Annotated in this window: 16 protein-coding genes, 1 tRNA gene, 1 pseudogene and 1 riboswitch; of the genes and pseudogenes, 7 read left to right on the top strand and 11 right to left on the bottom strand. The window is 70.2% G+C overall.

All coding sequences use genetic code 11. The annotated features are described in order from the left end of the window. Nucleotides 1–64: 64 nt before the first annotated feature. Nucleotides 65–1,357: an SGNH/GDSL hydrolase family protein gene (locus tag AC07FK_RS31350; protein WP_479108309.1), complete on the top strand. Its 1,293-nt coding sequence runs from the start codon at nucleotides 65–67 to the stop codon at nucleotides 1,355–1,357. Between the two features lie 57 nt (nucleotides 1,358–1,414). Here the strand turns inward: AC07FK_RS31350 and AC07FK_RS31345 are convergent, their stop codons facing one another. From AC07FK_RS31345 to AC07FK_RS31330, 4 genes are all read right to left on the bottom strand, one after another. Next, nucleotides 1,415–2,188 carry a DUF1707 SHOCT-like domain-containing protein gene (locus AC07FK_RS31345; protein WP_479108344.1) on the bottom strand — a complete coding sequence of 258 codons (774 nt, stop codon included), beginning with the start codon at nucleotides 2,186–2,188 and terminating at the stop codon, nucleotides 1,415–1,417. Between the two features lie 87 nt (nucleotides 2,189–2,275). After that, complete coding sequence (locus tag AC07FK_RS31340) at nucleotides 2,276–3,241, bottom strand: ABC transporter ATP-binding protein (RefSeq protein ID WP_479108308.1); 966 nt, start codon at nucleotides 3,239–3,241, stop codon at nucleotides 2,276–2,278. Between the two features lie 7 nt (nucleotides 3,242–3,248). After that, the gene (locus tag AC07FK_RS31335) at nucleotides 3,249–4,082 is read right to left on the bottom strand and encodes an ABC transporter permease (protein ID WP_479108343.1); all 834 of its coding nucleotides are present in this window, start codon (nucleotides 4,080–4,082) and stop codon (nucleotides 3,249–3,251) included. Nucleotides 4,083–4,119: 37 nt separating this feature from the next. Further along, on the bottom strand, nucleotides 4,120–4,920 hold the full coding sequence (locus AC07FK_RS31330; RefSeq protein ID WP_479108342.1) for an ABC transporter permease: 801 nt from the start codon (nucleotides 4,918–4,920) through the stop codon (nucleotides 4,120–4,122). A 199-nt stretch (nucleotides 4,921–5,119) separates the two neighbouring features. On the opposite strand from AC07FK_RS31330, the gene AC07FK_RS31325 reads away from it, so the two are divergent. Next, the gene (locus AC07FK_RS31325; protein ID WP_479108307.1) at nucleotides 5,120–7,597 is read left to right on the top strand and encodes a transglycosylase domain-containing protein; all 2,478 of its coding nucleotides are present in this window, start codon (nucleotides 5,120–5,122) and stop codon (nucleotides 7,595–7,597) included. A gap of 19 nt (nucleotides 7,598–7,616) precedes the next feature. Here AC07FK_RS31325 and AC07FK_RS31320 read toward each other — a convergent pair whose 3' ends face one another. The 3 genes from AC07FK_RS31320 to AC07FK_RS31310 all read right to left on the bottom strand — a co-directional run bounded on the left by AC07FK_RS31320 (nucleotide 7,617) and on the right by AC07FK_RS31310 (nucleotide 8,871). Beyond that, nucleotides 7,617–7,937, bottom strand: a complete 321-nt coding sequence (locus AC07FK_RS31320) for a DMT family transporter (RefSeq protein ID WP_479108306.1) — start codon at nucleotides 7,935–7,937, stop codon at nucleotides 7,617–7,619. A gap of 44 nt (nucleotides 7,938–7,981) precedes the next feature. Further along, a riboswitch (guanidine-III (ykkC-III) riboswitch) is annotated at nucleotides 7,982–8,051 on the bottom strand. A 114-nt stretch (nucleotides 8,052–8,165) separates the two neighbouring features. Beyond that, nucleotides 8,166–8,501 carry a GroES family chaperonin gene (locus tag AC07FK_RS31315; protein WP_028811655.1) on the bottom strand — a complete coding sequence of 112 codons (336 nt, stop codon included), beginning with the start codon at nucleotides 8,499–8,501 and terminating at the stop codon, nucleotides 8,166–8,168. A 49-nt stretch (nucleotides 8,502–8,550) separates the two neighbouring features. After that, nucleotides 8,551–8,871 (bottom strand): DUF3618 domain-containing protein, encoded by a 321-nt coding sequence (locus AC07FK_RS31310; RefSeq protein ID WP_479108305.1) that lies wholly within the window; start codon nucleotides 8,869–8,871, stop codon nucleotides 8,551–8,553. Between the two features lie 154 nt (nucleotides 8,872–9,025). On the opposite strand from AC07FK_RS31310, the gene bcp reads away from it, so the two are divergent. The 4 genes and pseudogenes from bcp to AC07FK_RS31290 all read left to right on the top strand — a co-directional run bounded on the left by bcp (nucleotide 9,026) and on the right by AC07FK_RS31290 (nucleotide 12,101). Continuing rightward, complete coding sequence (bcp, locus tag AC07FK_RS31305) at nucleotides 9,026–9,502, top strand: thioredoxin-dependent thiol peroxidase (protein ID WP_479108304.1); 477 nt, start codon at nucleotides 9,026–9,028, stop codon at nucleotides 9,500–9,502. Nucleotides 9,503–9,631: 129 nt separating this feature from the next. Then, nucleotides 9,632–10,840 (top strand): annotated as a pseudogene (locus tag AC07FK_RS31300) (MFS transporter). 360 nt (nucleotides 10,841–11,200) lie between these two features. Continuing rightward, on the top strand, nucleotides 11,201–11,962 hold the full coding sequence (locus tag AC07FK_RS31295) for an HNH endonuclease signature motif containing protein (RefSeq protein WP_479108303.1): 762 nt from the start codon (nucleotides 11,201–11,203) through the stop codon (nucleotides 11,960–11,962). 51 nt (nucleotides 11,963–12,013) lie between these two features. After that, nucleotides 12,014–12,101 (top strand) — tRNA-Leu (locus AC07FK_RS31290). Nucleotides 12,102–12,173: 72 nt separating this feature from the next. On the opposite strand, the gene rdgB is transcribed toward AC07FK_RS31290, so the two are convergent. From rdgB to AC07FK_RS31270, 4 genes are all read right to left on the bottom strand, one after another. After that, complete coding sequence (gene rdgB, locus AC07FK_RS31285) at nucleotides 12,174–12,776, bottom strand: RdgB/HAM1 family non-canonical purine NTP pyrophosphatase (RefSeq protein WP_479108302.1); 603 nt, start codon at nucleotides 12,774–12,776, stop codon at nucleotides 12,174–12,176. A gap of 20 nt (nucleotides 12,777–12,796) precedes the next feature. After that, nucleotides 12,797–13,186 (bottom strand): hypothetical protein, encoded by a 390-nt coding sequence (locus AC07FK_RS31280; RefSeq protein ID WP_479108301.1) that lies wholly within the window; start codon nucleotides 13,184–13,186, stop codon nucleotides 12,797–12,799. A gap of 112 nt (nucleotides 13,187–13,298) precedes the next feature. Continuing rightward, nucleotides 13,299–14,030, bottom strand: coding sequence for a ribonuclease PH (gene rph / locus AC07FK_RS31275; protein WP_479108300.1), 732 nt, complete (start codon nucleotides 14,028–14,030; stop codon nucleotides 13,299–13,301). A 126-nt stretch (nucleotides 14,031–14,156) separates the two neighbouring features. After that, on the bottom strand, nucleotides 14,157–14,390 hold the full coding sequence (locus tag AC07FK_RS31270) for a PTS sugar transporter subunit IIB (protein ID WP_028813127.1): 234 nt from the start codon (nucleotides 14,388–14,390) through the stop codon (nucleotides 14,157–14,159). Between the two features lie 220 nt (nucleotides 14,391–14,610). Here AC07FK_RS31270 and AC07FK_RS31265 point away from each other — a divergent pair, with 220 nt between their 5' ends. After that, entirely contained in the window at nucleotides 14,611–15,882 is a 1,272-nt protein-coding gene (locus AC07FK_RS31265) for a PTS transporter subunit EIIC (protein ID WP_479108299.1), read from the top strand. Nucleotides 15,883–16,092: the final 210 nt, after the last annotated feature.

Genomic DNA, 16,092 nt, shown 5'->3' with positions numbered 1-16,092 from the left:
GCGCATCATGGAGTGAGTTCGAACGGAGCCCCGGGCTCCCTGCGCCCGAGGAGATACACCGAGCATGACCAAGCGCAACGGTTATGCCTTGCTCGCCGCGCTCGCCGCGGTGGTTGTCCTCATTTCGGGGGCCATATTCGCCGGAGCGACGCTCGGCGGTCACGGCCCTGACGATGACACACAGGCCCGTCCCCGTACGCCGCTCCGTTCCGCGGCGCCCGCCACCTCCGCCTCCTGGATCGGCACCTGGTCCTCCGCGCCCGCGTTCGCGGAGCCCGGTACGGAGCAAGGTTTCCCCGGGCGTTCGATTCGTAACGTCGTGCACACCAGCATCGGCGGCACCAGTGCCCGCATCACCCTCTCCAACCTCTTCGGCGTACAGCCACTGCGCATCACGCACGCCTCGATCGCCGTCGCCGCCACCCCCGGCGCGCCGACCGCTGCGAACGGCACCATGCGCCGCCTGCTCTTCGGCGGCTCGTCCTCGGTCGTGATCCCGCCCGGCGGACAGGTCGTCAGCGACCCGGCCCTGCTGAAGGTGCCGTACGACGCGGACCTGCTGGTCACCACCTACTCCCCCACGCCCAGCGGCCCGGTGACGCACCATCCGCGCGCCCGCCAGACGTCGTACGTCGCCAACGGGGACCGCACCGAGGACCTGCTGGGGACCGCCTACACCGGGCAGACGCCGTACTGGCGCTACCTCACCGCCGTCGACGTCCTCAGCGGCCGGGCGGAGGGCGCCGTCGTCGTCATCGGCGACTCGATCACCGACGGCGTCACATCCACGGCCGGCGCGAACCGCCGCTGGACGGACGTCCTCGCCGACCGCCTCGACGGGCGTTACAGCGTCCTCAACGCCGGTATCAGCGGAAACCGGCTGCTGAGCGACGGCACGGGCCCCAGCGGTCTCGCCCGCTTCGACCGTGACGTGCTCTCACGCTCCGGCGTGAAGGCGGTCGTCGTCGTCCTCGGCATCAACGACATCCTGCGACCGCCGCACGAGCTCGACGCGGCGCGCATCACCATGGGCCTGGAGGACCTCGCGGCCCGGGCACGGGCACGCGGGCTGCGGGTCGTCGGCTCGACGATCATGCCGTTCGAGGGGACGCGCGTGCACAACCCGCGGCTCGAAGCGGTACGGGACAGCGTCAACGAGGCCATCCGCACGCGCGGCATCTTCGACGCGGTGGTGGACTTCGACGCGGCGCTGCGCGACCCGTACGCCCCGGACCGGCTGCTTCCGGCGTACGACTCGGGCGACCACCTGCACCCGAGCGACGAGGGCTACCGGCGCATGGGCACGGCGTTCGACCTCGCGAGCCTGAACAGGAGCGCGGACGCGGCCGGGGTGTGAGCGGGCCGGCCGGGATGTGAGCACGGGCCGGCCGGGCCGCGGTCGAGCTCCGTGCGGTCAGTCGGACCCGGAACCGGAACCCTGCCAGGAATCGGCCCCTGGCTCCGACTCGGACCCGGCCCCGGACCCGGACGAGGCCCCGGATGTGGACCCTGAGATGGCCCCGGACCCCGACCCCGCCTTCTTCTCCAGCTTCTCCCGCTTGCGCGCCTCCTTGAGGCGCTGCTTCTCGGCGCGGGTGATCTTGCGCTCGACGCCGACCCCGCCCATCAGCGCGAACCCGGTGACCGTCACGCGCGGCGAGTCCGGCGCCACCGGTTCCGTCGACTGCGTCGTCAGGTCGCCGAAGCCGCCCATGAAGCCGACGCCCTTGACGTTCACGTCCAGGCCGGGCGGCACCGTGACCGCGATGCCGCCCATGATCGTGAAGCAGCGGATCACGGTGTCGCGCTCCTCGAAGCGGGCCTCGCGCAGGTCGATCTCGCCGCCGCCCATCATCGCGAACCCGGTGAACCTGCGGCCCACCGTCCAGGTGCCCTTGCGGCCGAAGCCGCCCCAGAAGGCGAACCCGCCCCTGGAGGTGGCCGGGCCGCCGATCCGTCCTGCCCAGGAGCCCGTCGTACCGGAGGAGACGGCAAGGCCCGGGGTCGCGGCAGCGCCCGCGCCGGGCACCGGCAGGTCGCGCACCAGCGGCTCCAGCTCGCCGTGCGTACGCGCCTTGTAGACGGCGTCCAGGCGCTGGTCGAACTCCTCCATGTCCAGCCGCCCCTCGGCGACCGCCTCGCGCAGCACCTCGGCGACCCGCTCACGCTCGGCGTCGGAGGCGCGCATTTCCGGAAGTCCACTGGTCATACGTCCACACTAGTCAACTGGCTGCCGCCGTCCCAGCGTTACGGGTACGCGTTCGGCACCCCGGGTTCACAGCGTCGGCCGGTCCGCGTACATCTTCGCGATCACGGCCTCGATGTCCGGCTCCCGCACCGACAGGTCCACCAGCGGATACCGCTGCGCCACCGCCGCCACCAGCGGCGCCGCCGAAACCGACGCCGGGAACGCCAGCCACTGACGCGGCCCCTCGACCTTCGTCACCCGCGCCCCCGCCACCTCGACCGGCGGCAGCTCGCGTTCCAGGTCGACGACCAGCGTCCGCTCGCTCTCGCCCACCTCGTGCAACCCGGACAGCGCACCGTCGTAGACCAGCCGCCCGTGGTCGATCACCATCACGCGCTTGCACAACTGCTCGATGTCGGTCAGGTCGTGCGTCGTCAGCAGGACCGTCGTGCCGCGCTCCGCGTTCAGGTCCCGCAGGAAGTCGCGCACCTTGGCCTTCGAGATCACGTCGAGCCCGATCGTCGGCTCGTCGAGATAGAGCACCTCGGGGTCGTGCAGCAGCGCCGCCGCGATGTCGCCCCGCATCCGCTGCCCCAGCGACAACTGCCGTACCGGCACGTCCAGCAGCTCGCCCAGGTCGAGCTGTTCGACGCAGCGCGCCAGGTTCAGCGCGAAACGGTCGTCCGGGATCCGGTACATCCGGTGCATCAGCCGGTACGAGTCGCGCAGCGGCAGGTCCCACCACAGGGTCGTCCGCTGCCCGAACACCACCCCGATGTGCCGCGCCAGCCGCGTCCGCTCCCGCGCCGGGTCGATGCCCGCGACCCGCACGCGCCCGCCGCTCGGCGTGAGGATGCCGGTGAGCATCTTGATGGTGGTCGACTTGCCCGCCCCGTTCGGGCCGATGTAGCCGACCATCTCGCCGCGCGGCACGGTGAAGCTGATCCCGTCGACCGCCCGCACCCGCGTCTTCTCGCGCCGCAGCCGGCCCGTCCTGCGGCGTACGTCGAAAACCTTCTCGACGCCGTCCAGCGCGATGAAGTCGCTTTCCATCCGGCGATCAGCTCCCCGTGCTGCGATACGAACGAAGGCCCACCCGCCACGCCGCCCCGGCCAGCGCGCAGCACACGGCCGCCACCAGCGGCGGCAGGAACGCGAGCCAAGGCGGCACGTCCAGGGGGTACGGCAGGTCCAGCACGTACAGCGCCGGCAGCCAGTTGACGAAGGCCAGCGGCAGCACGAACGTCACCCCGCGCACCAGGTCCTTCGCGAAGACCGTCGGCGGGTACTGCAGAAGGGTGGTGCCGCCGTACGTGAAGGAGTTCTGCACCTCCGACGCGTCCTGCGCCCAGAACTGGAACGCCGCCCCGGCCACGAACACCGACGCGAAGATCAACGCGCCGCTGAGGATCATCACCGGCACCATGAGCACCTTCAGTGGCGTCCACGCGATGTCCAGCACCACCAGCGCGTACCCGAGCACCAGCAGGCCCTGCGTGATCCGGCCGAGCCTGCGCAGCGCGAAGCGGTCGGCCGCGATCTGCGCGAGGACCGGGACGGGGCGTACGAGCAGGGTGTCGAGCGTGCCGTCGCGCACCCGGCGGCCCAGCCGGTCCATCGAGCCCATCACCAGGTCGGCCAGGCCGAAGGCCGCGCCCGCCGTCCCGTACAGGAAGGCCACCTCCGGCAGGGTGTAGCCGCCCAGCGTGTCCACGTGGGCGAACATCAGCAGGATGCCCACGAAGTCGAGGCCGGTCGCCGCGAAGTTGCCGAAGGCCGCCATCGCGAAGGACGCGCGGTACGCCATCGTCGACCGGATCCACATCGCCGCGATCATCCGGTACGCCCGCACCCCGGCCCGCAGCTGCCCGACGGGCCCGAGCGCCACTCCCATTCCGGCGGCCCGGCCCGCCGCCGTGATCTCCGTGACCTCAGCCACCCTGCACCACCACCCTGCGCGTCGCGGCGGACTGGAGCAGCCGCCCGGCCGTCAGCAGCGCCGCCGCCCAGCCGATCTGGAAGGCGTACGCGCGGACCAGGCCCCAGCCCGTGTGCTTGCCGAGGAAGACGTCGGCCGGGATCTGGAGCAGCGAGGACCAGGGCAGCACCCGGGCGAGTGAGCCGAGTTCACCGGGGAAGAGGGTGAGCGGAAGCACCATCCCGGAGAAGAAGAGGCCGACGAGCCAGGTGAGCTGCGCCACACCCGCGCCGTCGAGCAGCCAGAACGCCGACAGCGCCACCAGGAACCGGATGGCGAAACTGACGACGACGCCGAGCGCGACGGCGGCGAGGAAGGCGGCCCACACGAACGGATCGGCGGGCAGTGCCAGATCGAAGGCGAGCGCGCCGAGCGCCATGGGGACGACGCCGCGCCCCAGGAGGTGGAAGGCGGCCCGCCCCAGATCGCTCGCCAGCCAGAAGAACTGGAGGTCGGCGGGGCGGTAGAGGTCGATCGCGATGTCGCCGGTACGGATCCGCTCCATCAGCTCCGTCTCGAAGCCGCCGCCCATCATGGCGGCCGTCATCAGCAGCGCCTGCCCGAGCCACACGTAGGTGAGGGCCTGCGAGAGGTCGTACCCGCCGAGCTGCGGGCGCTCGTCCCACAGGGCCGTGAAGGCGTAGGCGACGATGAAACCGAAGACGGTGTTGGTGAAGACCCCGGCCGCCGTGGCCACCCGGTACGTGGCGTGACGACGGAAGCCACCGGCGGCGACCACCGCGTACACCCGCACTCCGACCCCCTGGATTGGCCCACGCCCCAAAACGCCCGACCCTAGCCCAATGGGGTCAGCCGCCGCAGGCATTTTGGTCCGGCGCTTCGAGGAGCTGCCGCCGGGTGCGTGCACTATGGGCATACAGCCGAATCGCCCGATACGACACCGTTATGCCGGAGAATGAACCTCTGGCCACGCCCAGGGAGTCTCCACCAGCATGAGCGACGAGCCACAGCAGCCCCAGGGGTGGGCGCCCCGGGACCCCTCCGACCCCACGGCCACCGGGGGGACACAGGCCAGGAAGAGCAAGAACGGCAAGCGGGACGAGAACGGCAAGAAGATCCGCCCCCGGCGCACCGGCCTGCGCCGTCTGATCCCGACCTGGCGCATGCTGCTCGGTGCGTTCCTGCTGCTGGCCCTGCTCCTGATGGGCGCCTTCCTCGCCGGCTACACGCTGGTCAAGATCCCGCCGGCCAACAGCGCCGCGACCTCCCAGAGCAACGTCTACCTCTACGCCGACGGCTCCCAGCTCGCCCGCGACGGCGAGGTCAACCGCGAGAACGTCAGGCTCGCCCAGGTCCCCAAGACCGTCCAGCACGCCGTACTGGCCGCCGAGGACCGCGACTTCTACTCCGAGCGCGCCGTCGACCCCCAGGCCATGCTCCGCGCCGGCTGGAACACCGTCACCGGCAAGGGCAAGCAGTCCGGCTCGACCATCACGCAGCAGTACGTCAAGAACTACTACCTCGCGCAGGAGCAGACCGTCACCCGAAAGGTGAAGGAGTTCTTCATCGCGATCAAGCTCGACCGCGAGGAGAGCAAGAACGACATCTTCGAGGGGTACCTGAACACCAGCTACTTCGGGCGCAACGCCTACGGCATCCAGGCCGCGGCCCAGGCGTACTACGGCAAGGACATCGACGAGGTCACCACCGGCGAGGGCGCCTACCTCGCCTCGCTCCTCAACGCCCCCAGCGCGTACGACGTCACCACGCATCCCGAGAACCGGGCCGCGGCCCAGAGCCGCTGGAACTACGTGCTCGACGGCATGGTGAAGGAGAACTGGCTCAGCGCCGCCGACCGCGCCGCCGTGAAGTTCCCCCCGCCGCACGAGGCGAAGCCCGCCTCCGGGCTCTCCGGACAGCGCGGCTACATCGTGCAGGCCGTCGAGGACTACCTGACCAAGAACGACATCCTCGACGAGGACACCCTGGCCACCGGCGGCTACCGCATCACCACGACCCTGGAGAAGTCCAAGCAGGACGCCTTCGCCGAAGCCGTCGACGACAAGGTGACGTCGCAGACGAGCAAGGACCGCAAGGCCGACCGCAACGTCCGCGTCGGCGGCGCCTCGATCGACCCGGCGAGCGGCAGGGTCGTCGCCATGTACGGCGGCATCGACTACACGAAGCAGTACGTCAACAACGCGACGCGCCGTGACTACCAGGTCGGCTCCACCTTCAAGCCGTTCGTCTTCACGTCCGCCGTCGAGAACGGCTCCACCACCCAGGACGGCGTCCAGATCACCCCGAACACCGTCTACGACGGCACCAACAAGCGGACGGTGGAAGGCCCCAACGGCCCCACGGGCTACGCCCCCGAGAACGAGGACCAGCACTCGTACGGACCGGTGAGCGTCCGCACGGCCACCGACAAGTCCATCAACTCCGTGTACGCGCAGATGGCGCAGGACGTCGGCCCGGCCAAGGTGAAGGACACCGCCGTCGCCCTCGGCATCCCCGAGAGCACCCCGAGCCTCGACGCGTACCCGTCCATCGCGCTCGGCGTCGCCACCGCCAGCGTCCTCGACATGACGGAGGCGTACGCGACGCTCGCCAACCACGGCCGGCACGGCACGTACACGATCGTCGACAAGATCACCAAGAACGGCCAGTACATCACCCTGCCCCCGTCGGACGCCGGTGCGGACACCGGTCCGGGCTCCGGTCGGGGCGTCTCCCGCGAGGCCGCCGACACCACGACCTCGATCCTGCGCAGCGTCGTCGACGGCGGCACCGGCACGGCCGCCCAGTCCGCCGGCCGCCCGGCGGCGGGCAAGACCGGCACCGCCGAGGAGGACAAGGCCGCGTGGTTCGCGGGCTACACGCCCGACCTGGCGACGGTCGTCGCGGTGATGGGACAGGACCCGGAGACCGGCGTGCAGAAGCCGCTGTACGGGGCGCTGGGGCAGCAGCGCATCAACGGCGGCGGCGCGCCCGCCCAGATCTGGGGCCAGTTCACGGCCGCGGCGCTGGAGGGCAAGCCGGTGCAGGAGTTCGACCTGGAGACCGCGGCCGGATCGGAGGAGTCGGCCCCGCCGTCGTCCGAGCAGCCGGGAACCGGGGAGCCCGACGAGTCCGCCCAGCCGCCGGCGAGCGAGAGCCCGGACGGCCCCACGCGCGAACCCACGACCGGCGGCCAGGACACCGACGGCGGCACCGACACCGGCGGCACGGACGGCACCCCCGGCACCGACGGCGGCCCCACGGACACCGGAGGCACCGGCGGCGGGACCGACACCGGCGGCACGGACGGCGGCGGCACCGACACCGGCGGCGGAGACGGCGGGACCGACACCGGTGGCGCGGCGGACGGCGGAACGGCGGACACCGGAGGCACGGACGGCGGCGACACCGGCGGGAGCACCGGGCCGCCCGGCGACGGCCTGCTGAACGGCTCCCGCGGCCGGACCTGACGCCGCCCCGGCGGGACGCCTAGTGCCCCGAGGTCGCCTTCAGCCCCACAACGGCGACCAGCAGCAGACACACGAAGAAGATCCGGGCGGCAGTGACCGGCTCACCGAGCACCACCATGCCGAGCACCGCCGCCCCGGCCGCGCCGATGCCCACCCACACGCCGTACGCCGTGCCGATCGGCAGCGTCTTGGCGGCGTGCGACAGCAGCAGCATGCTCGCGACGATGCCCGCGCCCGTGAACACACTGGGCCACAGCCTGGTGAAACCGTCGGTGTACTTCATCCCGATCGACCAGCCGACCTCGAGCAGACCGGCGACGACAAGCAGAACCCAGGCCACGACGGGCACCTCCGAAACGAAACGCGGAAACAGCGGTACATCGGGATGCGTCGTCTTTGCGTTGACTACCCGGTACGGCGCGTCTCGTCGGGGTGCTTCCCAACATAGCAAAGGGCAGCGAAAGGGGCCGGTGACCTCGATCACCGGCCCCACGCTGCAACGGCCCTGCGGCCGCTCCACCCGTCTGATGTGTCTGTTGACCTGGGGCGCTTGGTCCGCCTACCGGCGCTACAAGTACAGCCCGGTCGAGTCCTCCGAGACCCGCTCGGAAGCCACCGCGTGCAGGTCGCGCTCGCGCATCAGCACGTACGGGATGCCGCGCACCTCGACCTCCGCCCGGTCCTCCGGGTCGTACAGCACCCGGTCACCCGGCTCCACGGTCCGTACGTTCTGGCCGACCGCGACGACCTCGGCCCAGGCCAGCCGCTTGCCGACCGCGGCGGTCGCCGGAATCAGGATGCCGCCGCCCGAGCGGCGCTCGCCCTCCGGGCTGTCCGACCTGACCAGCACCCGGTCGTGCAGCATCCGGATGGGCAGCTTGTCGTGCGTGGTGTTCTCGCTCACGCTCCGAACCTACCTGTCCCCGCGCCCGCGCCCGCCATCGGCCGCGACGTCAGCCGCGCTTGCGCCGCGTGGACAGGGCGAGCAGCCCCACGAGCCCCACGGCCACCAGCGCTACCGGAACGAGCCGCTCCAGGCGCGGCGAACCGTCCTCGTCCACGAACTGGGCCTTCACGTCGGACACCGTCCGGTTCACCGCGACGAACGCCCGGCCCGCGGTGTGGTCCACGGTCGAAGCGACCCTGGCCTTCGCGTCGCCGACGATCGTCTTCGGGTGCAGCCGCACCCCGATCTCGTCGAGGGTGACCGCCAGCCGGTCACGCCGGCTCTTGATGTCCGCCTCGATCTGCGCAGGGGTCCTGGCATCCGACACTGCGCTGCCTCCGTGGTCGTGGGCCGAATCCGGTAGTCCTTCATCGACAGTCTGTCAGTTCGGCCCGTCCCCTACCCCACGGCACCCCCATTACGCTCGGGACCGTATCCGCACAACCGACACGCACCACCCCCGCACGAGGAGACCGAGACCGATGAGCGAGCGACTCCAGCCCGGCGACACCGCCCCCGACTTCACCCTGCCCGACGCCGACGGAACCGAGATCTCCCTCGCCGCGTACAAGGGCCGCAAGGTCATCGTCTACTTCTACCCCGCCGCCCTCACCCCCGGCTGCACCAAGCAGGCGTGCGACTTCACCGACAACCTCGAGCTGCTGGCCGGCGCCGGATACGACGTCATCGGCGTGTCCCCGGACAAGCCGGAGAAGCTCGCGAAGTTCCGCGACAAGGAGGACCTCAAGGTCACGCTCGTCGGCGACCCGTCCAAGGAGGTCCTCACGGCGTACGGCGCCTTCGGCGAGAAGAAGCTGTACGGCAAGACGGTCACCGGCGTCATCCGCTCGACCGTCGTCGTGGACGAGGACGGCAAGGTGGAGCGGGCCCTCTACAACGTGAAGGCCACCGGTCACGTCGCGAAGATCATCAAGGACCTGGGCATCCCGGTCGTCTGAGCCCGGGCACCCCGGCACCGGGACGCTGTGACCAAGGTCCCGGAACCGGGGACCTTGGTTTGCAGCATGAAATAGAAGGCAGAGGTTCCCCTTGGACAGCGGAAACACGTCCGAGGAAAGGAATCTGCCATGGCGGCCACTGGCCCCGACCACAGGGCCGACCCCGCAGCGCTCAAGCGACACCGCACGCTCTTCCGTGCCGCCAGGAGACGCCAGAACCCGCCGTTGCGCCGCTCCGACATCACGATCACCGACGAGGCGGCGGTCGAACGGCCGTCAAAGCGGCTTCGCTCGGCAACGCCATGGAGTGGTTCGACTTCGGCATCTACAGCTACCTGGCGGTGACGATCGGCCACGTCTTCTTCCCACCCGGAAACGACACGGCCCAGCTCCTCTCCTCCTTCGCCACCTTCGCGGTGGCGTTCCTGGTGCGCCCCCTCGGCGGCATGGTCTTCGGTCCCATGGGCGACCGGCTGGGCCGCAAGAAGGTCCTCGCGCTGACCATGATCCGGATGGCCGTCGGCACCTTCGCCATCGGCCTGATCCCCTCGTACGCCACGATCGGCTTCTGGGCGCCGGTCCTGCTGATCCTCTTCCGGCTGGTGCAGGGCTTCTCCACCGGCGGCGAGTACGGCGGCGCTTCGACGTTCATCGCGGAGTACGCCCCCGACAAGCGCCGCGGCTTCTTCGGCAGCTTCCTCGAGTTCGGAACCCTGGCCGGTTACACCGGCGCCGCCGGGCTCGTGACCGCGCTGACCGCCTGGCTCGGCTCCGACGCCATGGAGGCATGGGGCTGGCGCATCCCGTTCCTGGTCGCCGGCCCGCTCGGCCTCGCCGGCCTCTACCTGCGGCTGCGCCTGGACGAGACCCCCGCCTTCCAGAAGCTGGAGAGCGAAAACGCCCGCACGTCCCAGGCCGCCGCCGACACGGTGGAGAGCACGGCCAAGGGCGACCTGGCGAAGATCTTCCGGCAGTACTGGCCGACGCTGATCCTGTGCATCGCCCTCGTCGGCGCGTACAACGTCACCGACTACATGCTGCTCTCCTACATGCCGACGTACCTCTCGGACGAACTCGGCTACAGCGAGACGCACGGCCTGCTGATCCTGCTCGCCACGATGGTCTGCCTGATGGCGGTCATCAGCCAGGTCGGACGCCTGAACGACCGCTTCGGCCGCAAGCCGCTGCTGGATGGCGGCGGCACTGATCGGCGTCATCGCGGTGGCCTGCATGAAGGAAACGGCCCAGAAGCCACTGGCGGGCTCCCCACCGTCGGTGGAAACGAAGCAGGAAGCGGCAGAACTGATCGAATCCCGCACCCGCGAACCCAGCTTCTGAGGGGCAGTTGCGGGCCGGGAGGGGAGGGCAGGGAGCGGGGGTCTTGGTGCCCGGGGGACCACTGGTTGCTTCTGGGGAGGTGGTTCTCGGGCCGTCCCGAGCGCTCAAGGGTCGGTGGGTGCGACGACGGTGGTTGGCGCGACACCACCATGCGGCCGCCCACGGACACCACCCACACCACACCCGGGTGACAGCCGACCTTCCGCCTTCCATAATGTTACTTTTCGCCCCACTTCGGGATGCTCATTCGCCATCTGTGGAGCTGGTGCCACAGCCACCGGCTCGACGCGCCCGTGGCGCAAGTACACGGACGAGGCCATCGCTGCCGCCGTGGCCTCCTCGGCGACGCTGCGCGAGGTCGTGACGAAGCTAGGGGCCGCGCCCGCCACGGGCACCATGGCGCACATCGGTCGCCGCATAGCCGCCGCCGGCATCGACACCGGCCACTTCCCCGGCATGGCCCGCCCCTCGTTCGACGCGTACTTCACCACCGAGGAACTCGCGACCGCGGCGGCGTCCACAAACAGCGTCCGCGGCGTGGCCCGCCACCTCGGGGTGGCGGACGACAGCCGCTCACGCGCGGCGCTGGCGGCGCTGATGAAGCGGCGCGGCGTCGACACCGCGCACTTCCGCAACGCGCGGCCCGTGATCTCGGAGCAGGCATTGCGCACGGCGGTTCCCGCCGCCACGAGTTTCGCCGACGTCGTACGAGCCCTCGGCCTCTCCGTGGACGACACCAACCACCGGCGCGTACGCCGCAGGACGGCGCAAATCGGGCTCGACACCAGCCGCTTCACCCGTCGCGCCTGGGGCGCCGTGCGGGTGAGCGAGCGCAAGCCCGTCGCGGCGAACGTCCTGGTGGTGCTGGCGCCGGGCTCGTCACGACCGCACCGCACGCGTCTGCACCGGGCGCTCCAGGAAATCGACGTCCCGTACCGCTGCTCCTCGTGCGGGAACGGCGGCGAGTGGCTGGGGCAGCCGATCACCCTGCAGATCGACCACATCAGCGGCGACTGGCTCGACAACCGGGCCGAAAACCTGCGCTACCTCTGCCCCAACTGCCACGCGCTGACCGCCACATGGTGCCGTAACCGCCGGCCGAGGGCAGAGTCCATCGCCTGAGGGTGACCGGACAACGCGGCGGCCGCCGCCCGGTACCATGGCAGGCGGCTAGCGGCGGTGGTGCAACTGGCGACACAGCAGACTTAGGATCTGTGGCCCGTGAAACGGCTTGAGGGTTCGAATCCCTTCCGCCGCACCATGAACGGCCTGCGTATCGAAGCATCGGTGCGCAGGCCGTTCGTATGTCCGCGGCGATCGGGTCCCCGCAGCCTCAGCCCAGCAGTTCCCGTAGCACCGGGGTCAGGGCGCGGAAGGCCTTGCCTCGGTGGCTGATGGCGTTCTTTTCCGCCGGGGTCAGTTCGGCGCAGGTCACGTCGTAGCCGTCCGGCTGGAGGATGGGGTCGTAGCCGAAGCCGTTCATGCCGGCCGGGGTGTGGCGCAGGGTGCCCTGGAGGCGGCCTTCGACCACACGTTCCCTGCCGTCGGGGAGGGCCAGGGCCGCCGCGCAGGCGAAGTGGGCCGTGCGGTGCGGGGTGTCGATGTCGGCGAGCTGGGCGAGGAGAAGGTCGAGGTTCGCCCTGTCGTTCCCGTGGGTGCCCGACCAGCGGGCCGAGAAGATGCCGGGGGCTCCGCCGAGGACGTCGACCGCCAGGCCGGAGTCGTCGGCCACGGCGGGCAGGCCGGTGGCGCGGGCCATGGCGTGGGCCTTCAGGAGCGCGTTCTCGGCGAAGGTGACGCCGGTTTCCTTGACGTCGGGGATCTCGGGGTAGGCGTCCGCGCCGACGAGGTCGTGCTGGAGACCTGCGTCGGCGAGGATCGCGTGCAGCTCGGTGATTTTCCCGGCGTTGCGGGTGGCGAGGATCAGGCGGGTCATGCCCCCAGTATCCGTGCCGGCTACGGGGTGCAGACCTTGCCGATCTCGGTGGCGGCGTCGGTGACGGGACCGATGTCCGGGGTCTCGTCACCCTTCTCGACGGCGGTGCGGACGTTGTCGACCGCCTTGTTCAGGTCGTCGACGGCCTTCGAGAGGTCGGCGTTGTCCGTGGTGTCGTCGAGATTCGAGAGTTCCTGGTCGATGTCGTTCAGGGCCTCGTTCAGCTGGGTGGGGTCGTCGGCGGCGGTGGACACGGCCGTGGACAGCTTGTTGACGCTGGTGGCGATGGCGTCGGCGGTCTTGACGCAGTCCATTGCCTTGTCGAGGGTTCCGCAGCCGGCGACGAGCCCGGTGAGCGCGGCGGCGGTGGCGACGGCGAGTGCGATGCGGCTACTACGGCGACGGCGCATGGAGCGGGTCCTCCCCCAGGTACACGAACGAAGGTGCGGACGGGCGTACGGTTCGGCCCGTACGCCCGTGTCATGACAGACGCGCGCGGGGGCGTCCGCGGTTGCTCTCGGGTCAGAGCGTGGAGTCGAGCGCCTTGACCTGGATCGCGGTGAGGTCGGCGCAGCCGCCGCTCGCGAGGTCGAGGAGCGCGTTGAGCTCCTTGCGGTCGAAGGGTTCGGCTTCGGCGGTGCCCTGGACCTCGACGAAGCGGCCGTCGCCGGTGCAGACGACGTTCATGTCGGTCTCGGCGCGGACGTCTTCCTCGTAGCAGAGGTCGAGCAGCGGGACGCCGTCGACGATGCCGACGCTGACGGCGGCGACGGTGCCGATAAGCGGCTTGCGGCCGTGCTTGACGATCTTCTTGGCCTGGGCCCAGGCGATGGCGTCGGCGAGGGCGACGTAGGCGCCGGTGACGGCCGCGGTGCGGGTGCCGCCGTCTGCCTGGAGTACGTCGCAGTCGAGGACGATGGTGTTCTCGCCCAGGGCCTTGTAGTCGATGACGGCGCGCAGGGACCGGCCGATGAGGCGGGAGATCTCGTGCGTGCGGCCGCCGATCTTGCCGCGTACGGATTCGCGGTCGCCGCGGGTGTTGGTGGAGCGGGGCAGCATCGAGTATTCGGCGGTGACCCAGCCTTCGCCGCTGCCCTTGCGCCAGCGCGGGACGCCTTCGGTGACGGAGGCGGTGCAGAAGACCTTGGTGTCGCCGAAGGAGATGAGGACGGAGCCCTCGGCGTGCTTGCTCCATCCGCGTTCGATGGTGACCGGGCGGAGCTGTTCGGGGGTGCGGCCGTCGATTCGAGACATGGGGTGGAGCCTAGCGGCCGGGCGCGCCCATGCGTGAGGGGCCCATTCCGGTACGTGGTCCGCGCTTGGCTGGAAAGGAAGCGCGGGCTTCCGGGAGGGGCCCCTCACGGCGGAGTCACGGGCGACTCACATCATGTCTTCGATGTCCGCGGCGATCGGGTCGGCGTCCGTGCCGATGACGACCTGGATCGCGGTGCCCATCTTGACGACGCCGTGGGCGCCGGCGGCCTTGAGAGCGACCTCGTCGACCAGGTCCGGGTTGTGGACCTCGGTGCGAAGGCGGGTGATGCAGCCTTCGATCTCGTCGATGTTGTCGATTCCGCCGAGCCCGGCGACGATCTTCTCAGCCTTGCTGGCCATGTCTTTCTCCCTGTTGGTTCCAAGCGGAAGTCTCGGCCCACCGTGGCCGCTTTGCCACGGTAACTCACGGTTGGCCCAACTTCGCGGGCGAGTAACCGCCCTGTACCGAATGATGGCGATCACCGGTGCCCTGTCTTCCGGCCGGGCTCCGGACCGTACCGCAACTGGTCTACACCAGTATGCGACGCCCGCCAAACTGGCTAGTTCCGGGAGGACGCCGATGAGTTCGGACCGCGGGACCGCGCCACAGCAGGAGACGCGGCGGAGATGGCGGAACGGCTTGTTCCAGGGGCTGCAGAAGGTCGGCCGCAGCCTCCAGCTCCCGGTGGCGGTCCTTCCGGCGGCCGGTCTGCTCGTCAGCCTCGGCAACCTGTTCGGGGCCTCCCTGGACGGCGCGTTCTGGGACAAGACCTCGAAGGTGCTGACCCTTGGGGGCACGTCGATCCTGGACGGCGCGTTCGGTCTGCCGCTGCTGTTCTGCATCGGGGTGGCGATCGGCTTCGCGAAGAAGGCCGACGGTTCGACGGCGCTGGCGGCGGTCGCGGGCTTCCTGGTCTACAGCAACGTGCTCAAGGCGTTTCCCGTCGACGGCTCGGTCACCGAGAAGCTGCCGGAGGGTACGCCGCAGAATCCGGGCGTACTGGGCGGCATCCTGATCGGGCTGCTGACCGCGGTGGTCTGGCAGCGCTACCACCGGACCCGGCTCGTGGACTGGCTCGGCTTCTTCAACGGCCGGCGGCTCGTACCGATCATCATGGCGTTCTTGTGCGTGATCCTCGGGGTGCTGTTCGGCCTGCTGTGGGAGCCGGTGGGCGACGCGCTGACCTGGTTCTCGAAGCAGCTGATCGATCTGGGCGCGTGGGGCGCGGGCATCTTCGGCGTCGCGAACCGGTTGCTGATCCCGATCGGCATGCACCAGTTCCTGAACACCTTCTTCTGGTTCCAGGCGGGTGAGTTCAAGGGGGCGGACGGCAAGATCGTCCAGGGCGACCTGACCCGGTTCTTCGCCGAGGACCCGTCGGCCGGGCAGTTCATGTCGGGCTTCTTCCCGATCATGATGTTCGGCCTTCCGGCGGCCGCCCTGGCCATCGCGCACTGCTCCCGCCCGGAACACCGCAAGCGGGTGACGGGCCTGATGATCTCGGTGGGCCTCACCTCGTTCGTCACGGGCGTGACCGAGCCCCTGGAGTTCTCGTTCATGTTCGCGGCGCCGCTGCTGTACGGACTGCACGCACTCCTGACGGGCGCCTCGATGGCGATCACCTGGGCGCTGGGCGTGCACGCGGGATTCAGCTTCTCGGCCGGTCTGATCGATTACGTCGTCAACTGGCACCTGGGCACCAAACCGTGGCTGATCATTCCGATCGGCCTGTGTTTCGCCGTCGTGTACTACGCGCTCTTCCGCTTCGTGATCACGAAGTTCGACATTCCCACTCCGGGCCGCGAACCGGAGGAGGTGGAGAAGGAGGTCGAGGAGGAGAGCACCAAGTAGGACCCCGAAGCCCTGCGCGAGACCCCCGGACCCGCCCGGTCCGGGGGCTTTCGCCGTGTGTGGAGGGGTGTGTTCCGCAGCACGGGAATCGGGGTTCCTTATCCGCGCTTCACCATGCTAAAACTGGTCTACACCACTGAGTGGTGTAGACCACGTGGCGACGCGCCGCGTTGATCCCGAAGACGCCGCCGTCCCCCGGTTCCCCCTGGC

The sequence above is a fragment of the Streptomyces sp. NPDC046122 genome, from assembly GCF_056429965.1.
Note: the sequence above shows the minus strand (reverse complement) of the source record. Positions and strands in the feature narration are given on the sequence as shown.

Excerpts from the sequence above, each read along its gene's own strand:
- AC07FK_RS31280 (WP_479108301.1), bottom strand. The coding sequence starts at position 13,186 with ATGCGCCGTCGCCGTAGTAGCCGCATCGCACTCGCCGTCGCCACCGCC.
- bcp (WP_479108304.1), top strand. The coding sequence starts at position 9,026 with ATGAGCGAGCGACTCCAGCCCGGCGACACCGCCCCCGACTTCACCCTG.
- rph (WP_479108300.1), bottom strand. The coding sequence starts at position 14,030 with ATGTCTCGAATCGACGGCCGCACCCCCGAACAGCTCCGCCCGGTCACC.
- AC07FK_RS31345 (WP_479108344.1), bottom strand. The coding sequence starts at position 2,188 with ATGCGCGCCTCCGACGCCGAGCGTGAGCGGGTCGCCGAGGTGCTGCGC.
- AC07FK_RS31335 (WP_479108343.1), bottom strand. The coding sequence starts at position 4,082 with ATGGGAGTGGCGCTCGGGCCCGTCGGGCAGCTGCGGGCCGGGGTGCGG.
- AC07FK_RS31325 (WP_479108307.1), top strand. The coding sequence starts at position 5,120 with ATGAGCGACGAGCCACAGCAGCCCCAGGGGTGGGCGCCCCGGGACCCC.
- AC07FK_RS31350 (WP_479108309.1), top strand. The coding sequence starts at position 65 with ATGACCAAGCGCAACGGTTATGCCTTGCTCGCCGCGCTCGCCGCGGTG.
- AC07FK_RS31265 (WP_479108299.1), top strand. The coding sequence starts at position 14,611 with ATGAGTTCGGACCGCGGGACCGCGCCACAGCAGGAGACGCGGCGGAGA.
- rdgB (WP_479108302.1), bottom strand. The coding sequence starts at position 12,776 with ATGACCCGCCTGATCCTCGCCACCCGCAACGCCGGGAAAATCACCGAG.
- AC07FK_RS31270 (WP_028813127.1), bottom strand. The coding sequence starts at position 14,390 with ATGGCCAGCAAGGCTGAGAAGATCGTCGCCGGGCTCGGCGGAATCGAC.
- AC07FK_RS31340 (WP_479108308.1), bottom strand. The coding sequence starts at position 3,241 with ATGGAAAGCGACTTCATCGCGCTGGACGGCGTCGAGAAGGTTTTCGAC.